The sequence below is a fragment of the Arsenicibacter rosenii genome (assembly GCF_001870735.1).
Lineage (GTDB): Bacteria > Bacteroidota > Bacteroidia > Cytophagales > Spirosomataceae > Arsenicibacter > Arsenicibacter rosenii.
Genome location: NZ_MORL01000007.1, coordinates 63,352 through 81,955 on the forward strand (window position 1 = coordinate 63,352; position 18,604 = coordinate 81,955).

Here is an 18,604-nt window from a genome sequence, read left to right on the forward strand (position 1 = left end):
GACACAATGCGGTCAGGCTTTTTTGCTGTTAGTTTTAGTCTACTTTTTTTCTGTCGACAGGGAGTTGATCCAGGCGGCAATCTTTAACGCGTCTGCCTTCGGAACCTGCGGCATCGGCGGCATTTCTGTCGCATAATCCGGCCAGTTTTGTGGCTTCGGATTGTGAATCAGTTCAACAATCTGTTCGTTCGTGTATCCGCGTTTGGCGACTTCGGAATAGGCCGGACCTACCTGCCGCTTGTTCGCCTGATGGCAGGCCAGACAGGTGTGCTTTGCTAACAAGCCTTTAACTTCGTCGTACGTTGGTGCTTTGGCGCTGGCAACCGCTTCGGTTTTCGTGGATGCCGGTTTGGTGGCGGCACCGGTTTTTGGCGCGGTTTTTGGCGTGGTTTTCGGGCGACCACTGCCTGTTTCAGGGCGATTGGTGCCTGTTTCAGGGCGACCATTGCCGGTTTCAGGGCGACCACTTGGGGTCGCCCCTACGGGGGCGGGGGTTTCGGAACTGAATGTGCTGACTTCGCTCATGGCCAGTTTCTGACCCGTCGGAATGTTGTTCAGCGTATAGAACGCCAGCGGGTGAACCAGTGAGTACGAGCCATCGGTGCTGCGAACACCGTCCAGACGGATTTCGTGAATGTGGTAGCGACGCAGGTTGTCCACGATGATGCGGGCTTTCAGACCGTCAGCCGAGAGCTTAACCCCTTTGATCGCGTTGGTCTCACGGTTTACCGGCGGACTACCGTATACCGGGTGGTATTTGTAGATAAAGCTGCTGACCGAGTACGATGCCAGATCTTCGGCCGACTTGCGGTCAACCGGCGAGGTGAATTCGATTTCGAAGCCGTCCGGCATGGCACGGACCGCCTTCATCTCGAACGGCATTTTTTCGTTCCAGACCAGTCGCTGCAAGCCTTCGGTTGCTTCACCGGCAGAGCCCCAGCCACGGTTGGTTTCACCGACAAACAGGGAGCCGTCGTTGCCCCAGGCCATCCGGAGTACACCAGACTGGAAACCGGCGCGGAAGTCGAACGCTGCTCCCTGGAATTCGCCGTTAACTTTCTCCATGTACACCCGCATGATCTTGCTCTGCCCCTGATCACCGACCAGAATCTGCCCGCTGAACGGCCCGAAGCTGCCTTCCGGAATGGAAACAATTTCGGAGTTTGAAATCCCGAAAATGCCGTGTGGCAACCAAACAGCTGGTAGCTGCAGTTCAGGGAACTGTTCTTTCAGCGTATAGAGCGGAATCGGTGTTTCGTCGGCTACGTTTTCCGGCTTAATGGCGCGGCCCTGCTCGTTCCGGCGTTTCCGCGGGTCAATTTTTGCATACAGCTGCTGCTGCGTCAGCTTCACCGGTGAGTTCGGCATGTTGCTCCAGCGCAGACCGGCCGGGTGACCCACCCACGCGCCTTTTTTCAGGTGCCATACACCGCCCGAACCAATCCAGTCGCCCTGGTTATCGCTGTAGAACAGCTCGCCGTCGATCATACCGAGGCCGCACGGAGAACGAACCCCCGTTGCCCAGGGCTCCATTTTACCGTCTTCGGTGATGTGCATCACCCAGCCCCGCCACGGGACACGGCTTTCGCCCGCCCACCATTCTTCGTCACCGAAGGCTACGTTGCCCGATACAAAGAATGAACCGTCCGGCGCGATTTTAGGCCCGAAGCTATATTCGTGGTAGTGACCCGATAACGGCCACGAGAAAACCGTTTTCAGCAGGTCGGCTTTACCATCCTTGTTGGAGTCGACCAGTTTGGTCAGTTCACCGCGCTGCGCACAGTAGAGCGAGCCATCTTTGTAGGCCAGCCCCAGAATTTCGTGCAGGCCTGAGGCAAATTTACGGAAGAATGGCCGGCGGCTCGTCGGGTTTTCAACGATGTAGACATCGCCGCGACGGGTACCGATGCCCAGATCACCGTTTGGCAGTACAGTCAGACCGCCGACTTCGAGCAGGGTACCTTCCGGAGCCGGTACCCGCATGATCCGGAAAAAATCTTCTTCTTTCGGAGATTCCTGCGCCTGAGCCGTCGACAGGAAGGCCGACATCAGGCAGGTGGAAAGCAAAAGTTTATGTAAGTTTCTCATGGAGTTTAGAACAGAATCGAATAACTCAGTTTACCACTGCTGACCGGAACAATCAGTTCCTGGCGGTTGCCTGCCGGACGGATAACCGGCTTAACATTACCTGCCGTTTTGATGTAGTACGACTTGCCGTCGATGAGGTACGAACCGTCGCCGGTTGCTTCGATCGTGGCCCCATCGGCCAGGCGGGCATACAGATTAGCCGCCGGATTGCTGATGGTGATGTCGCGCTGCACGCCGCTGCCGTTGTCGAGTACACGGATTACATCCTGCACCCCTGACCCGTAGATTGTGTACAGGAACGTTGGGCGGTCACTTTCATCAAGCGAGTAGCCTTCTGTTTTGAAACCCGTACCGGTCGTGTCGGTCACCCAGGCGGCCTGTGGCGAGCTCAGTTTGTTCAGCATCAGCTGTGGTAAACCAAGGCGCTGTACCATACCTGTCGGGCGTGACGAACCATCACCCCGGCTGTTCCACATCGGTGTTGCATCCAGGAACTGACCGCGCCATACCTGCACCAGAAAGCCGTTGTCGAGGTCATACGTGTAGTGAATCTGCTTCGGACTACCCACCGAAATCCCGTGGGTGACCCGCATCCGGCGGCCCATGCCGTTCTCGTTCGGAACGTCCATGAAGCTGCGCAGGATCGTGTTGTTCGGCGCATGGATCAGGATCGGACCGTTGTCGTTGAAGCCACCTTCGGCCAGGTTATCGCCGATGAAAAACTCCCGCAGTCCTGAACCCTGGAGCGACAGACCGATTGACGGCGTAGCACGGCCCTGCACTTTCGAGTAGATAATTTCAACCGGTAATTCACCGGCCGGCAATGAAACAGAGGCCGAAGAGCGGCGGTTTGAGTTAGCCCATGGGAAAACCGTTTGGTTATTGATTTTCATGGAGGTAAATCCACCTGCACCGGCCAGATTGAAGGCATATTCGCCTGCTTCCTTAATGTTGAGTAAACCAGAATAGCGCACTAGAAAGTTATTCGGACTAACGGTAACGTTGGCCGTCAGTTTGGGGGCCGTTCCCTTTGCTTCGGGAGCCGCCTGGCCCAGGGCATTTTCCTTATCATACTGGCCGGCGTATACCGCATAGGTCAGACCGGTCAGTTCGGGGCGTGGCTTGTTGTATACTATGTAACGGATGTTCCGGAACGCTACCGGACCATGGTCTCCCTGAATCAACAGCGGCCCAATGGCTACTTCATCGTTTTTCAGCGGGCCACGGGTCGGGCCGGTCAGTTCCACGTTTTCGTGGATCGTCACGCCGTTCAGGTCGATGCGCAGGATTTTGGCGTTTTCGATTTTTTTACCGCTCTTGTCGAAGCGCGGTGCCTGGAACGAAATCCGCATGCGCTGCCACAGGCCGGGCGCTTTGGTAGCGTTCTGGCGGGCGGCATGGCCTTCGTACCCTTTCTGGCCTTCCGGACGGCTTTCGTCCCAGCGCTGGTAGATCGACCCGTTGTCGCCGATTTTCGCCGTTTTCTGGCCCCAGCTGTCGATCAGCTGAATTTCGTAGCGGCCTTGCAGGTAAATGCCTGAGTTCGAGCCTTTGGCCATCATGTACTCAAGCTCCATGTCTATGTCGCCATGTTCGAGCGCCGACAGCAGGTTGGCTTTGTCGCGGTCGGTCGGCAGGTTCACCAACACACCGGAGCCGGATTTGCTGGTCAGCACATTGGTTTTGGCAAAATCGGCGGTGACATCGCTGGCAATCTGCCAGTTTTTGCCGACGTTACCGCCGCCCGGGTTCCGGAAAGCACTCAAGTCGTTGAGCGAAACCGTGTTCGGTTGTCCGTTCTGGGCCATAGCCGGGCTGAAAAGGCCCAGGCTCAGCAGCCAGCAGCCGGTGGCAACCGAACGCGTAAGCACTTGTGAGGGTTTTGTGAGCATTGAAAAACAAGGATTAAATTTGGTGTTTAAGGGTTCGGATCGGCGTGTTTATTTTTTGTCAGTTGAAAACGAATACGGGGCATCTTCCGGCTTCGTGCCCCGCTGTTTATTCGGCGTGGCACTCATGTTGACATCAATGGTCGCTCCCTGCAACAGCGCCTGATGGCTCAGCCACGTTTTGGCGTAGGGTTTACCATTTACAGAAACCGTATTGATGTACCGGTTATCAACACTATTGTTAGAAGCATTGATAACCACTTTTTTACCGTTCTCCAGGGTAAGGGTTGCTTTTTTAAACAGCGGTGAGCCGATTACGTACTGATCGCTGGCGGGGCAGACAGGGTAGAAACCAAGGGCCGTAAACACATACCAGGCCGAGGTCTGGCCGTTGTCCTCGTCGCCGCAATAGCCGTCGGGTGTCGGCAGATACAGGCGGTTCATGACCTCACGCAGCCAGTACTGGGCTTTCCACGGTTCACCGGCATAGTTGTAGAGGTAAATCATGTGCTGAATCGGCTGGTTACCGTGGGCATACTGGCCCATGTTAGCAATCTGCATTTCCCGGATTTCGTGGATAACACCGCGGTAGTAGCTTTCGTCGAAAACCGGCGCGAGGCTGAACACCGAATCCAGTTTGGCTGCGAATTTCTGCCGGCCGCCCATCAGGTCGATCAGGCCCTGCACGTCGTGGAAAACCGACCAGGTATAGTGCCAGCTGTTGCCTTCCGTAAAGGCATCACCCCACTTAAACGGGTTGAACGGTGTCTGGAACTGTCCGTCCTGATTCTTACCGCGCATCAGACCGGTCTGCGGGTCAAACAGGTTTCGGTAGTTCTGCGAGCGTTTGGCAAACAGGTCGATTTCGGCCTGCGGGCGTTTGAGGGCTTTGGCCAGCTGGTAAATAGCAAAGTCATCGTAGGCGTATTCGAGGGTACGGGCGGCGTTTTCGTTGATTTTTACGTCGTACGGCACATACCCCAGTTTGTTGTAATACTGCGCGCCACGGCGGCCAACGGCATCCATCGGGCCTTCGTTATTGGCGTTTTTCAGCAGGGCTTCATACAGAGTATTGATGTCGTAGCCACGGCCGCCTTTCAGATAGGCTTCGGCCACGATTGACGCCGAGTTCGATCCCACCATCACGTTCCGCAGGCCAGGGCTTGCCCATTCCGGCAACCAGCCACCTTCTTTGTAGGCGTTGGCCAGACCTTCCTGCATCTGGTTATTCAGCGACGGGTACATCAGGTTCAGGAACGGGAACAGCGACCGGAACGTATCCCAGAAGCCGGTGTCGGTAAACATATAGCCCGACCGTACTTCGCCGTTGTAGGGGCTGTAGTGAACCACCTTGTTGGCGGCATCAATCTCAAAAAACTTACGCGGAAACAGCAGAGCGCGGTACAGGCACGAGTAGAACGTACGGGTCTGATCGATGCTGCCGCCTTCGATTTTCACGCGGTTCAGCTCTTTATTCCAGGCCGCCTTGCCTTTGGCCATCACGGCGTTGAACGAGTCAGTGCCCAGTTCGCGGAGGTTCAGTTCGGCCTGCTCGTAGCTGATAAACGACGAGGCAACGCGGATATGTACCTGTTCGCCCTTGGTGGTTTTAAACCCGACCACCGCGCCCACGTGAGCTGCCTGGAGTTCGAGGGTGTCTTTCGCGATTTTATAGTTCTTCCAGCCCTGCGCCATGGCAAACGGTTTGTCGAACGTCAGCACGAAATAGTTTTTGAAATTGGCAGGGACCCCGCCGCTGTTTTTAGTCGTATACCCGATGATTTTCCGTTGCGACGGGATCACTTTTACGTATGAGCCACGATCGAACGCATCGAGAATAACAAATGAACTGTCGGATTTGGGAAACGTCAGCCGGAACATGGCAGCCCGTTCTGTGGGTGCAATTTCAGTGGTAATGTCGTGATCAGCGAGGTAGACGCTGTAGTAGTAGGGTTTGGCCACTTCGGCTTTGTGGGAAAACCAGCTAGCCCGGCTGTCTTCGTCGATCCGGAGTTTGCCGCTGACGGGCATAATCGAGAACTGGCCGTAATCATTCATCCAGGGCGACGGCTGGTGCGTCTGCTTAAACCCGCGGATTTTGTCGGATGCATACGTATACGCCCATCCGTTTCCCATCTTGCCGGTTTGCGGCATCCAGAAATTCATCCCCCAGGGCATGGCAATGGCAGGGTAGGTGTTTCCGTTGGAAAGCGACGGTTTAGAGTCGGTACCCATCAGGGTGTTAATCCACTCGACGGGGTCGGTAACGTTGGTAACTTGCTGGGCGTTGGCCTGGTAAGCCAAACCGGTAGTGAGTAGTAAAGCGATTAGGCGTTTTTTCATTTTATATAATCCCCCGGTTTGTTGGTAACCGGGTACAGGATTCACAATAAATAGCCCTGAACGGTGAGTAAAGACAGAATACCCTGAGCGCGGGCCGGATCACTCAATCACAAACCACACAATCTCAACTGCGTTTGCCCCGTCGGGCCTGAGGAGTTTGCCGGAGCGCCCTCCTCAGGCCGGGGCTGTTAAGGGTTAGGCTGGATTAGTAGCCGGGGTTTTGTTTCAGGTTCGGGTTTGCCGCCATCTGGAGCTGCGGAATCGGGAACAGGTTCTTCGATTCGTTGCTTGGCTGGTGATCCCACCATGAATACGTATGGAACGCTCCGAAACGGATCATGTCGGTCCGGCGCTTGCCTTCGAAGATAAACTCACGACCACGCTCTGCCAGCAGTTCCGGCATCGTCAGGGTAGTGGTTGTATAGGCTTCCTTGGCGAAATCAGCCGCGCTGAACGCCCGTTTGCGGGTGTCATTGATCAGCTGAACGGCTTCGGCGGTGGCCGTTCCGTTGTTTTTACGCATCAGCGCTTCCGCCTTGTTGAAATAGATGTCGGTCAACCGGTACAGCGCCCAGTCGTTGCTCCAGTACTTCGCTTCCGACTGACGGCCGGGGCGGTACTTATTAAAGCGCGCGCCGCTGTTTTCCTCCCCGTCGATCATCGTCGAACGGGTGCCCCCTTCCGACGCACGACGGATTTCCTTCACGAATACCAGCTGCTTGCCTTTGTATTCTTCCGTTGCCAGCACCGGCTGCGACGGGTTGGCGGCATACACCTGCGGACCGATCAGCATCCAGGTCGATTTCCGGAGGTCATTGTCCTTAAACGCATCGTAGGCACTCGGGATAACCACCACCCCATTGTTGCCGTTGGCGTCACCGTCGTAGATGAACCGCTGGGCAAAGTGGTAGAAGTCGCCGCTCCAGCCGCAGCGTGTCGGCGTAAGCTGGTAGTCATACACCAGCTGGAACAGGATTTCTTTTGAGTTGTCGTTGGTGTTGCTGTACGTAGCGAGCAGGTCACTGTCCAGCGCCGGAGTGCCGTTCAGACCGCCGGTTTCGCCTTTCATGATTTTGTCACAAGCCGCGATACACTCATCCCAGCGCGCCGTACCTGACCACACCTGTGCGTTCAGGTACAGTTCCGACAGCATCGAATAACCGGCCGCCTTGGTAATCCGGCCGATCATGGCCTTGCTCAGGTTCGGCAGTTTGTCAACGTTTTCCTTCAGCTCTTTTTCGACGAAGGCAAAGATCTCAGCACGCGGCACCGTCGGCGGACTCAGGGGCGTTCCCACCGTTGTCACGAGCGGGATGTTGCCGTAGAGGTCCATGAGCTTCATGTAGTGGTAGGCCCGGAACACTTTCAGCTCCGCCAGGAAGGCATCGCGCTCTTGGTTAGAAACACCGGCCGCCTGGAAGTTGATCTTGTCGAAATCGCCGATGGTGTTGTTACAAAAACCGATACCGGTAAAAATCAGCCGCCATGGGTCCCAGATGTTGCTTTCAGTATATACCCAGCTGTGGCCGTGCAGACGGATCCACTGCGCGTCGTCGTAGCCGTGACGGCCTTTTTGCGGCCATGCCAGCTGATCGGCCGAGAATTCGTTCAGGCGCCAGAAGCTGCGCTGGCCGGTCGGGGCCATCCAGGCATTGGCGTGGGTATAAGGCCGCAGTACGGCCGACAGAATTTCCTGACGGTTATTATAAAAGTTATCGGCACTGATCTGGCTATACAGCGTTTCGTCGAGGTTTGTACAGGCATTCATGCCAGACATCACGCCAACCAGTCCGGTCATCAAAAGTCCTTTTGTTATGCGATTCATAGGGTAGGTTCTGATTAAAATCCGACATTAAGACCAACGGTGAATGAGCGCGTGCGCGGGTAGAAGCCGCGGCCGTCGATACCAGGGGCCAGCCCTGTATCGTCTACTTCAGGGTCTAAGCCCCGGTAGCCGGTGATCGTAAGCAGATTGCGTCCTGTTGCATACAGACGGAGATTGCGGACAAACGGCGTCTTGAACTTAAAGTTGTAGCCCAGAGTCAGGTTATCCAGCTTCACGAAGTCGCCGCGTTCCAGGTAATAGTCAGAGTACTGCAATACGTCGTTGATCTGGTTGTTGCGCGTAATGGCGTCCAGCAACACGTTGTTTGGCAGATACACTTTGTTACCCGAGAACGCCTGCTGCAGGTTCAGGATGTCGAACTTAAACTTGCCGCGGAAGAAAACGGTCAGGTCAAAGTTCTTGTACTTCAGGTTGTTTGTCCACGACAGGTAGTATTTCGGAATACCGTTGCCGATGTATGAGAAGTCGTCGTTCGGGACGATTTTGTCGGCTGTTACCGCCTCACCCGTAGCCTTGTAGAACAACCACTTGCCTTCCGGTGTGAAACCGGCGAAACGCTTCCCGTAGAAGCTGCCCAGCGGACCGCCTTCAATCGTACGGATGGCCGGCCCGAGGGCACCGAAACCACCGATATCACCGAAGGTCAGGAACGTAACTTTGAACACGTCGTCAGAGAAGGCAACCAGCTTGTTTTTCTGCCAGCTTCCCATCAGGTCCATATCCCAGCGGAAATCACCTTTCTTCATGATGTTGCCGCTCAGGGTTACTTCGATACCGTTGTTGTCAACCGTACCTACGTTCGTAAACAGCGTCGACTGGATATACGGCGGCAGCTGCGTGTTGAAGTTACCGAGCAGGTCGGTTGTCCGGCGTTTGTACACCTCAATGGCACCCGACAGACGGTTGTTGAACAGACCAAAGTCCAGACCGACGTTTACTTCGTTTTTCCGTTCCCAGCGCAGGTTCGGGTTCGGGTTGTTGTTCGGGCCATACGTCTGACGCCATACACCATCGTCGTTCAGGTAGAGGTTACCCGTACCCAGCCGTACCAGCGACTGGTAGTTCGGAATCCCCTGGTTACCCGTTACGCCGAAACCGGCCCGGAGTTTCAGGTTGTTGATGAACGTATACTGGTTCATGAACGGCTCGTTGGTGATGTTCCAGCCCGCCGATACCGCCGGGAAGTTACCGAACTTGTTGTTGGCACCGAAACGTGACGAACCTTCGCGACGCAGGATAAACTGCAACAGGTATTTGTCTTTGTAATCGTAGTTGATCCGGCCGAAGAAGGCGATCAGTTTATTGTCTTCCTTGCCGCTGGCCAGCGACGATTTACCCAGCTGGATAAAGTTACCGGCACCGAGGTTATTTTCTTCAAACGCGTTGTTCAGGAAGCCCGAGTTGGCTGCTTCGAACGACTCGGCCACACCGTACTGGTAGCTGTAACCAGCCAGAGCGCGGATCGAGTGATCTTCCTTGAAACGATGGCTGTACTCCAGTGTCGACTCAAACGTGTAGTTGTTCGACAGGTAATTCCGCTTACGGCCGTAGCCTGTACCGTTTACCGGCGTACCGTTCAGCGTACCGATTTGTGAGAAACGCGAATCCGTCCGGCGGTATTCGTTGTCATTCTGCGAATCCCGCATCAGGGCGCCGAATACCGAGGCTTTCAGTCCGTCGATTGGTTCCAGCGTAAACCGTACGTCAGCCGATGTTGTCTGCTGGTCGCGGCGGTTTTTCTCCTGATTCAGGCGGCCGAGCGGGTTCGTGGTCGAGCCTTCTTCGTAGTATTTACCGTTGGTATCAAACACCGGCTGTGTCGGGTTCCGGCCCAGCGCGTTTTCAAAGTCGCCGCTTGAACCACCCAGCAGGTTGGCACGGTTGAAGTTTGTCGCCAGGTTCACCTGGGCCGTTAACCGGTCGTTCAGGCCGCGCTGGTTGAAGCTCAGACGGCCACCGTACTGACGGCGCCAGTTCTGGATCGTAATCGGGTTGGCTTCGTTGTAATACATCGATGCCCGGTAGTTGCTGTTGCTGCTACCGCCCGACATGGCCAGGTTATGATATTGGCTGATGTTCTGCTTGTCGAGCAGCAGATCGTAGAAATCCGTTGACGCACCCAGGTCCTGCATCTGACCGGCCTTTACGTTGGTCGGGTCATTGCGGTAGTTCCGCCATTCTTCGGCTGTCAGGTAGCGTGGGCGTTTGGCGACTACTTCGCGCTGGGCATAGGTCGAGTAGTCGAAGCGGGCAGGACCGGCCTTGCCTTTTTTCGTCGTAATCAGGATAACGCCGGCGTTGGCCCGTGTACCGTAGATGGCAGCAGCCGAACCGTCTTTCAGGACGTCGAACGATTCGATATCGTCCTGTTGCAGCAGGTCCAGGTTACCGCCCGGAATACCGTCGATAACGACCAGCGGTGAGCGGTCACCGTTGATCGAAACGATACCCCGCAGCTGGATGGCCACACCTGAGTTCGGGTTGTTGCCCTGCGTACGGGTAATCTGCAGACCTGCTACTTTACCCTGGATCAGGTCAAGTGCGTTCCGTGTACCCCCCTGGTTGAAGTCTTCCACCTTCACCGACGTAACGGCTGAGGTTACCTCGGCGCGGCGTTGCGTACCGTAACCAACCACGACTACCTCATTCAGCGAACGGACATCTGATTCCAGAATGACGTCGATGGTCAGGCGGTTGTTTACCGGCACTTCCTGCGACTTGAAGCCGATTGACGAAATTACCAGGACCGAATTTCCTTCCGGCACGTTCAGGCTGAAGCGGCCTTCCACATCGGTTACCGTACCGACGGTTGACGTACCTTTCAGCACGACCGTAGCGCTTGGTACCGGCTTATTGGTTTCGTCGAGTACCCGGCCGCGAACGGTCAGAGGAGGCATCGCCGTCGATAACGGGATATTCGGCAGTTTGAGGGCAGAGGGATTGCCCCGAAAGACCAGTGAACCACGGCTCAGGACGATCCGGTTGCCGATCATTTCGTAACGGATCGACAGCGGCTCAAGGAGTTCGGTCAATACGCTGGCCAGGCTCTCATTAGAAGCCCGCAGGGAAACCTGCCGGTTTGCCTGGATCAGATCAGGGCTATAGGAGAACTTAACGTCGGCTGCTTTTTCCAGCCGGCCAAGCACCTCGCTTATCCGTTTATTAGCGATCTGAAGTGTAATCCGACGATCCAATGCTCCCTGCGCCCGCCCATCGAGTGCCAGAGAAACATTCGTAAATAATGCTGCTAATATTACTTGTAGTAAAGTTAACTTCATGACAGTCCATCCAATATTCTTGGAGAATAGGTGTCTTTTCATAACTTTGAATCGGGTTTTGTTTTTTGGTTAGGCAAAATCTTCCCCGCCATCCGTTTTTCGGATGTTCTATACGGGACCTGGGGATCTTCGGGAGTCAGTGATGGTGGTGCATTGCTGACTCCTTTTTTATTGATAACGCGGTTAAGCCATCGTAAACGTATAGTATTAGTTAATAATTCAGGAATTTTGGTAACATGACTACAGGAAATCAGGATCAAGGGTGGCAGCCTCTTCCTGATACAACGATTTGCGTAGCCTGTATATCCCAGTTTGCCTCGACACTAGCACAGATGATGTCGAGTTTTTGCGCCAGCGTTCCTTCCCGTAAGTCAGCGGTCAGGCGGCAGTTGCCGACTGCCTGATTAGAAAAAACAACCGGTAATCCATACGATTTTTCAATGTCTTTAAATACTTCCCGAACCGGCACAGCCTGATAATCAAAACTGACAGGCTGAAACGCAAGCGCCCGGGCGTCTGCCGTTTCGTTCGGCCTGGTCTGCACCAAACGGGCGTCTGTACGGTTAAATACAGCCTGCTCGTTTGGTGACAGGACCATTCCGGTCAATTTATCAGAAGTAAGTTGTTCGGGTGCACGTGTAATGTCTGCCTGTGGGAAAACCGCTACCCGGCCCGACCGGACGGTAACCACAACATCTTTGGCGCCGGCATAGGCGCGAACGTTAAAGCTGGTGCCTAATACCTTTGTTACGAGATCGTTGGCATAGACGATAAAGGGTTTATGTGGGTCTTTGGCTACGTCGAAATATGCTTCGCCTTCGAGGGTAATCTCCCGGCGATTGCCTGATAACGTTTTGTCGTATCGCAGGCGGCTGTTTTTTTGCAGGATAACAGAACTGCCATCGGTCAGAACCACAAAGACAGGCTGTTGGGTGGTGTTTATTTTTTCGACAAGTTGCAGTGGTCTTGACGTAGCAGATTGGTGAGTCCGTGTTTTCTGAAGCGGTGCCGTGGTCGGGTAGAGCAGCCACCAGCTCAGGCCGGCAACAACAGCAACGGATGCCGCCGCCACCCGGCCGAAACGGCTCCATACCGGCCGAATTACCGGTTCATGGGTAAGAGGGGCTTCCTGGTTCTGTACAATTTCCCGCTGAATAGCCTGCCAGATCGCATCCTCTTCGCTCCGGTTTGCCGGACCTGCCAGCCGCGTTGTAACCTCGCTTAATTTATGCACGAGATCAGTCGCCTGCCGGACCGTTTCCCGCTGTTCGGGATGCTGGTCCAGAAAGAGCTGCCAGTATGTTGAAGAGGCGTCGTCGGGGCTTATGACCCATTGCCGGAAATAGGAATCGGCAACAAAATCCTCCCGTCGGTAATTTTTTTCTTTCATGCGTCAGGCACCGTTCTACAGACAATAGAGCGGCATTGGCCCGAACAACTCATGGATTTTAAAAAAAATTAAAAATAGTTTAAAAGCAGGCAGAGAACCAGGGAGAAATCGGTCAGCGAAACCCGCAGCGAGGCAAAGGCGCGGTTCAGATTATTAATCACTGACTGATGATTGATGCCCATGATGCGGGCAATTTCGTCGTTGCTGAAGTTATGGAAGAACGCCAGCATGATGGCTTCGCGCTGGCGGTTAGGCAACGCCTCAATCGCGCGCTGCAACCGGTGTTGCTGGTCGGTCAGGGTTTCTTCTTCGGTCAGAATCAGTTCAATGGACGGTGTCAGCAGCAGTTCTTCATCAATAGGAGCATCTTCGGTGCTGACTGTCAGGGCTTTTTGCTGCAAATTAGTCAACCGGTTCCGAAGTACGCGGAACAGGTAAAATTTGATCGTGTGCAGGTCGCGGAGGTTTTCCCGGCGTTTCCAGATTTCGATGAATATGTCCTGGATGGCGTCTTTCACCAGATCGTGATCGGTGGACAGGCGTTTTCCATAGCTAAGCAGTGCCGTCGAGTGCGTCCGGTAAATTTGCTCAAAGGCTTCTATATCTCCTTGCCGGAACGCATTCCAGAGGACAGATTCGTTTTGATATGTAGACAAGTCAGCCAAAAAATAATACCGGGCATTGAGCCACTATCAGACAAATTTAACACAAAAAAACGGTTTTGGTTAGTCCAATCAAAACTACTAATTGCCATATTGATACGATAGAGAACCCAGGGTGTAATATCCATTCCCTGAGCAACGGCTACCGTAACCGGAATCAAGACCTGGTATACGCTAAGTAAGCGATGCTTTAAAAAATAAAGAGAGTTTCCTAAGTTTGGCCCCCAATTTGCTGAAGATCATCCAAAACAGTTTACCCCAACCCTGAATATGATGGAAGAAATTGCCTTTACCATGCAACTGAAGCCTGGTGTTGACGCCGAATATAAACGACGGCATGATGAAATCTGGCCCGAATTGTCGGCGTTGCTGACCGAAGCCGGTGTCCGTGATTATTCAATTTTTCTGGACCGCGCTACCGGCCGGTTGTTTGCCGTTCAGAAGCGGACAGAAGGACACACTACGGATACACTGCCCGCGCTCGATATCATGAAGCGCTGGTGGGCCTATATGGCCGATCTGATGGATACCAATCCTGACAACTCGCCGGTGGTGACCCCGCTCGAACGGGTATTTCATATGGACTAACCGGTTCATTCGATAAATCTGACTCAATCTATTTGTCTTAAAAGTCGTTAACTGAATAATGAATACGTGCGTACTACCCGGAAAAGCGATGTGTAACGGAATGAGGAGAGGGCAGAAAATCGTGCTTCACACATTGCTATGGGCTTTGGCAGCCGGAACCATGCAGCCGGTCATGAGCAAGCCCAAAAAAGAACTGTCGGCCAAAAAGGCAACGGTGGCCCCGATGACCGCCCGTGCCACCGCAACCAAACGGCTTGACAGTAAAAAAGTGACAGCCGCCACCAGTGTGGTGCATATGCCATTGCTGGGTGAAAAGTACGCACGGGTTGTTGTGAAAGACCGGAAACTGAGCGGTGCCGTGTTTTACCTCGCGCCCGGGCATGGTGGTCCTGACCCCGGGGCCATTGGCCAGTACGGGGCGCATAAGCTGGCTGAAGATGAATATGCCTATGACGTAACTATTCGCCTGGCCAGAGTATTGGTGGAGCACGGAGCACAGGTATACATGACAGTACAGGACAAAAACGATGGAATCCGGGACGAAAAAATCCTGAAACTCGACCATGATGAGGTTGCGTACCCAAATCTGGCGATTCCGCTGAACCAGACGGCGCGGCTGAAGCAAGGGACAGACGCGGTCAACAGGCTACATAAAAAACATAAGGGTGCCTACCAGCGGCTGCTGGCCATCCATGTGGATAGCCGGAGCGAGCGGGAAATGATCGACGTGTTTTTTTATCATCATCAGGATAGCGTCGCCGGTAAACGGCTGGCCACCACCCTGCAGCAGCGTTTCGGGAATTGTTACCGCCGCTGTCAGCCCAACCGCTCGTATCTGGGCAGCGTTTCCGAACGTAGCAGCTTGTATGTGGTCAAAAACAGCCACCCGCCAACCGTATTCATTGAATTAGGTAATATCCAGAATACCAAAGACCAGCGCAGATTCCTGATTGCCGATAACCGTCAGGCGCTGGCAAACTGGATTTACGAAGGCATTCAGGCCGATTATATGCGGCAGTAGCCAGTAGCGGTGTTATCAGTAAACCGGTCCGAAGCCGGGCGGTCTGTCTCCTGAACAGGGACAGACCGCCCGGCTTCGTGTTTTTGGGACTGGCAGCTCATCCGGAAATTGTATACAAATGATACAATACATCCGTCCTGGCAATGGCTTACTTATTCAAAAAAAAATCATAACAGGTAAGTACGGGAGGGTAGATGTGCCCGATTAAGTCAAATTTGTAGCTACTAAAGTACTATTTGGTAAATACTATCAGTTTCAAACCTTTGATATACTATGAGGAAATTGTTCTATGTATGTTCGTTCGCCCTGGGCGCGCTGCTACTGCTCGGCAGTATGGCGATGGCTCAGGTGGTAACGGGTGTCGTTACAACATCCGAAAACGGCGAACCGCTTCCGGGCGTGAATGTTGTGCAGAAAGGGTCAAGTACGGGTGCTGTTACGGATGCTAAAGGGGCCTATACCCTGAAGCTGAACAACGCCGGGAATGCCGTTCTGACCTTCTCATTTATTGGCTATGTGACGCAGGAGATTCCGGTAAAAAACCAGTCGGTGATTAATAGTAAGCTGGAGCCGGATACCAAATCCCTGAGCGAAGTGGTGGTGATCGGGTACGGTACAGCCAAGAAAGCCGATGTCACGGGAGCAGTAGCATCGTTTAATGCCAAAACCATTGACCAGCGGCCGATTCTCCGCGTCGATCAGGCGCTGGTGGGCCAGATGGCCGGTGTGCAGGTAAAACAGACAAGCGGTGCGCTGGGTAAAGGCTTCAGTATTCAGGTGCGGGGTACGGGCTCGATCACGGCCGGTAATGAGCCGTTGTATGTCATCGATGGTTTCCCGCTGGCCACGGCCCGCCCCAACGGTTCGGGTAACTTTGCCACCGGTAACCCGCTGGACAATATCAACCCGAACGACATCGAATCCATTCAGGTCCTGAAAGATGCGGCGGCGGCAGCGATTTATGGGTCGCGGGCAGCCAACGGGGTTGTATTGATTACAACAAAACGTGGTCAGTCGGGCCGGCCGAAAGTAACGCTGAATACCTTTACGGGGTACATGGAGCGTAGCCGTAAACTGGACATGCTGAGCGCCGATGAGTGGGTCGACCGCGCCACGGAAATGATCAATGCCCAGTGGGTGGCCTCGGCTCCCAACCGGACGGCCTCGCAAACCAACGAACAGCGCCGCGTCATTCTGGGCCTGCCGGTCGGGCAGGTAAATACGACCTACATGACCGACGACCGTTGGGCACAGCCGGGCCACCCTGGTCTGCGTTACCTCGACTGGCAGGACGAAGCGTTCCGCAAAGGCCTGACCCAGAACCATCAGCTGTCGGCCAGTGGCGGCAACGAGTTTGTGAAATATTACGTCTCAGGAAACTACGTTCGTCAGGAAGGTATGGTGATCAACACCGACTATACCGCTTATTCGGCACGGGCCAACGTGGAAGTCAATGCCAGCAAAAAACTGAAACTGGGTCTGAACATTGCCCCGACTTATTCGGTCAACAACGATCCGGGCGTAGAAGGCAAGGACAATATTCTGCACCAGATGGTGAGTTTTACACCGGTACAGGAAGATACGATGGGGGTCTACCCGAACGTGGGTAATAACGGCCAGTATCGCTGGAGTGTGTCGCCGAACAGCCCGATCGGCAAGTTGCAGAACACCATCGGTGAAACCAAACGGTTCCGTACGCTGACATCGACCTACGCGGATTATCAGATCATCCCGGGGCTGAACTTCCGGACAACCATTAACCTGGACAACACCGACAACGCGTCGAAGTCATACACCCCGTACAGCGTAGCGGGTTCGTACCAGACCCGGCTGGCCCAGCTGACGACGCTGACTTCGGGCTCATTCAGTACGTACCGGAAGCGCACATTTGTCAATGAAAACACGCTGACATACGGCAAAGTGTTTGCCGAAAAACACGATGTGACCTTACTGGCCGGTCTTTCCTACAATTCGGATAAAATCGAATCAGCCTCGCTGAGTTCAAACGGCGGCTACAGCAGCAACGCCATTACAACGCTGAACGCCGCCAACGGGGTAACCGGTAACACGTCAGAGGCCCGTAACGTCCTGATTTCGTACTTCGGCCGGGTACAATACAGCTACGCCAGCAAGTATCTGTTGTCGGCCAGTATCCGCCGCGATGGTTCGTCGCGCTTCGGAGCCAACACGCGCTGGGGCGTATTCCCGTCGGCATCGGTAGGCTGGCGTGTATCGGAAGAGGCCTTTATGAAAGCCATTCCGGTCGTGAACGACCTGAAACTGCGGGCCAGCTGGGGTACGTCGGGGAACTACAACATCGGTGATTACAGTACCATCCCGACGCTGGGCACCTACAACTACACCTTCAACGGCGTAGCAGCGGTTGGTCAGGCGCCGGCAGGGGTAACCAACCCTGACCTGGGCTGGGAAAACTCACGGACATTCGACGTTGGTTTCGATGTATCGGTCCTGAATAACCGTATTTCGGCTGCGTTTGATGTGTACAACAAACTGAATACAAACCTGCTGCTGAACGTGCCGCTTCCGGGGGCCACCGGCTTTGCCTCTTACCTGAGCAACGCAGGCAGTGTCCGGAATACGGGTTGGGAGATTGAACTGAACACACGGAACACAACCGGTGCGCTGAAATGGAATACGTCGCTAAATTTCAGCCACAACGCCAATAAGGTTGTCGCCTTGGCCGGTGGGCAGGATCAGATCCTGATTCCGTCGTCGTTTGACATTTCGCACTCCATCCTGAAAATAGGCCAGCCGCTGTACAGCATCTATGTGGTGAAGCAGATTGGTATTCTGAGCCAGCAGGACATCGATAACAAGGCGGCTCTCTATGGGTCAGAAACAGTAGGTGATCCGAAATATTTTGATGCCAACGGCGATGGCGTGATTGATGCCAACGACCGTGTGATTGTGGGCCGGCCGACGCCGAAATACATGTGGGGCATCACAAACACCCTGCGTTATAAAGGCTTTGACCTGACGGTGCTGGTACAGGGCCAGAACGGCGGCTCGATTTACTCCCTGCTGGGCCGGGCACTGGGCCGTACGGGTCAGGGCTTCACCGACAACGCTCTGGGCTTCTACCGGGATCGCTGGCGTTCGCCGTCAGATCCGGGCGCCGGGGTTGTCGGTAAGGCGTATTCAACCTTCGGACGGATTAAAAATACCGACTGGCTGTACTCGTCGGACTACGTACGGGTACGGAACATTACCCTGGGTTATGACCTGGGTAGCCTGATGAAAACGAAATTCGTTCAGGGCGCACGGATTTATGTGACGGCAGAAAACTTCTTCGGCTTTGACAAATACAAAGGTGGTTTCAACCCTGAAGCGTCGAACACCGACCTGTCAGGCAGCTCATCCTATCCGGAGCCGGGTGATTACGGCGGGCTGCCACTGCCCCGTTCACTGGTATTTGGTCTGAACGTAACGTTTTAATAATGAATAATGTATAATGAAAAATGTACAATGAAGGATAAAG

At 54.3% G+C, this 18,604-nt stretch carries 10 protein-coding genes; 3 read left to right on the forward strand and 7 right to left on the reverse strand.

Annotated features, from left to right (window positions below):
• Nucleotides 1-39: 39 nt before the first annotated feature.
• The 7 genes from BLX24_RS14755 to BLX24_RS14785 form a co-directional block, all read right to left on the reverse strand.
• Nucleotides 40-2,088: a c-type cytochrome gene (locus tag BLX24_RS14755; RefSeq protein ID WP_071503928.1), complete on the reverse strand. Its 2,049-nt coding sequence runs from the start codon at nucleotides 2,086-2,088 to the stop codon at nucleotides 40-42.
• A 5-nt stretch (nucleotides 2,089-2,093) separates the two neighbouring features.
• Nucleotides 2,094-3,959 carry a 3-keto-alpha-glucoside-1,2-lyase-like domain-containing protein gene (locus BLX24_RS14760; RefSeq protein WP_229201809.1) on the reverse strand — a complete coding sequence of 622 codons (1,866 nt, stop codon included), beginning with the start codon at nucleotides 3,957-3,959 and terminating at the stop codon, nucleotides 2,094-2,096.
• A 69-nt stretch (nucleotides 3,960-4,028) separates the two neighbouring features.
• Nucleotides 4,029-6,320, reverse strand: coding sequence for a GH92 family glycosyl hydrolase (locus BLX24_RS14765; protein WP_071503930.1), 2,292 nt, complete (start codon nucleotides 6,318-6,320; stop codon nucleotides 4,029-4,031).
• A 205-nt stretch (nucleotides 6,321-6,525) separates the two neighbouring features.
• A complete protein-coding gene (locus tag BLX24_RS14770) occupies nucleotides 6,526-8,145 on the reverse strand; it encodes a RagB/SusD family nutrient uptake outer membrane protein (protein WP_071503931.1) in 1,620 nt (539 codons plus the stop codon).
• 14 nt (nucleotides 8,146-8,159) lie between these two features.
• Entirely contained in the window at nucleotides 8,160-11,444 is a 3,285-nt protein-coding gene (locus tag BLX24_RS14775) for a TonB-dependent receptor (protein ID WP_229201810.1), read from the reverse strand.
• 256 nt (nucleotides 11,445-11,700) lie between these two features.
• Nucleotides 11,701-12,834: a FecR family protein gene (locus BLX24_RS14780; protein ID WP_071503933.1), complete on the reverse strand. Its 1,134-nt coding sequence runs from the start codon at nucleotides 12,832-12,834 to the stop codon at nucleotides 11,701-11,703.
• Between the two features lie 68 nt (nucleotides 12,835-12,902).
• A complete protein-coding gene (locus BLX24_RS14785) occupies nucleotides 12,903-13,490 on the reverse strand; it encodes an RNA polymerase sigma factor (RefSeq protein WP_071503934.1) in 588 nt (195 codons plus the stop codon).
• 279 nt (nucleotides 13,491-13,769) lie between these two features.
• Between BLX24_RS14785 and rhaM the strand changes: the two genes are divergently transcribed.
• The 3 genes from rhaM to BLX24_RS14800 all read left to right on the forward strand — a co-directional run bounded on the left by rhaM (nucleotide 13,770) and on the right by BLX24_RS14800 (nucleotide 18,561).
• Nucleotides 13,770-14,084 (forward strand): L-rhamnose mutarotase, encoded by a 315-nt coding sequence (gene rhaM / locus BLX24_RS14790; RefSeq protein ID WP_071504135.1) that lies wholly within the window; start codon nucleotides 13,770-13,772, stop codon nucleotides 14,082-14,084.
• Between the two features lie 121 nt (nucleotides 14,085-14,205).
• Nucleotides 14,206-15,105: an N-acetylmuramoyl-L-alanine amidase family protein gene (locus BLX24_RS14795; protein WP_229201811.1), complete on the forward strand. Its 900-nt coding sequence runs from the start codon at nucleotides 14,206-14,208 to the stop codon at nucleotides 15,103-15,105.
• A 273-nt stretch (nucleotides 15,106-15,378) separates the two neighbouring features.
• On the forward strand, nucleotides 15,379-18,561 hold the full coding sequence (locus BLX24_RS14800; RefSeq protein ID WP_071503935.1) for a SusC/RagA family TonB-linked outer membrane protein: 3,183 nt from the start codon (nucleotides 15,379-15,381) through the stop codon (nucleotides 18,559-18,561).
• Nucleotides 18,562-18,604 lie beyond the last annotated feature (43 nt).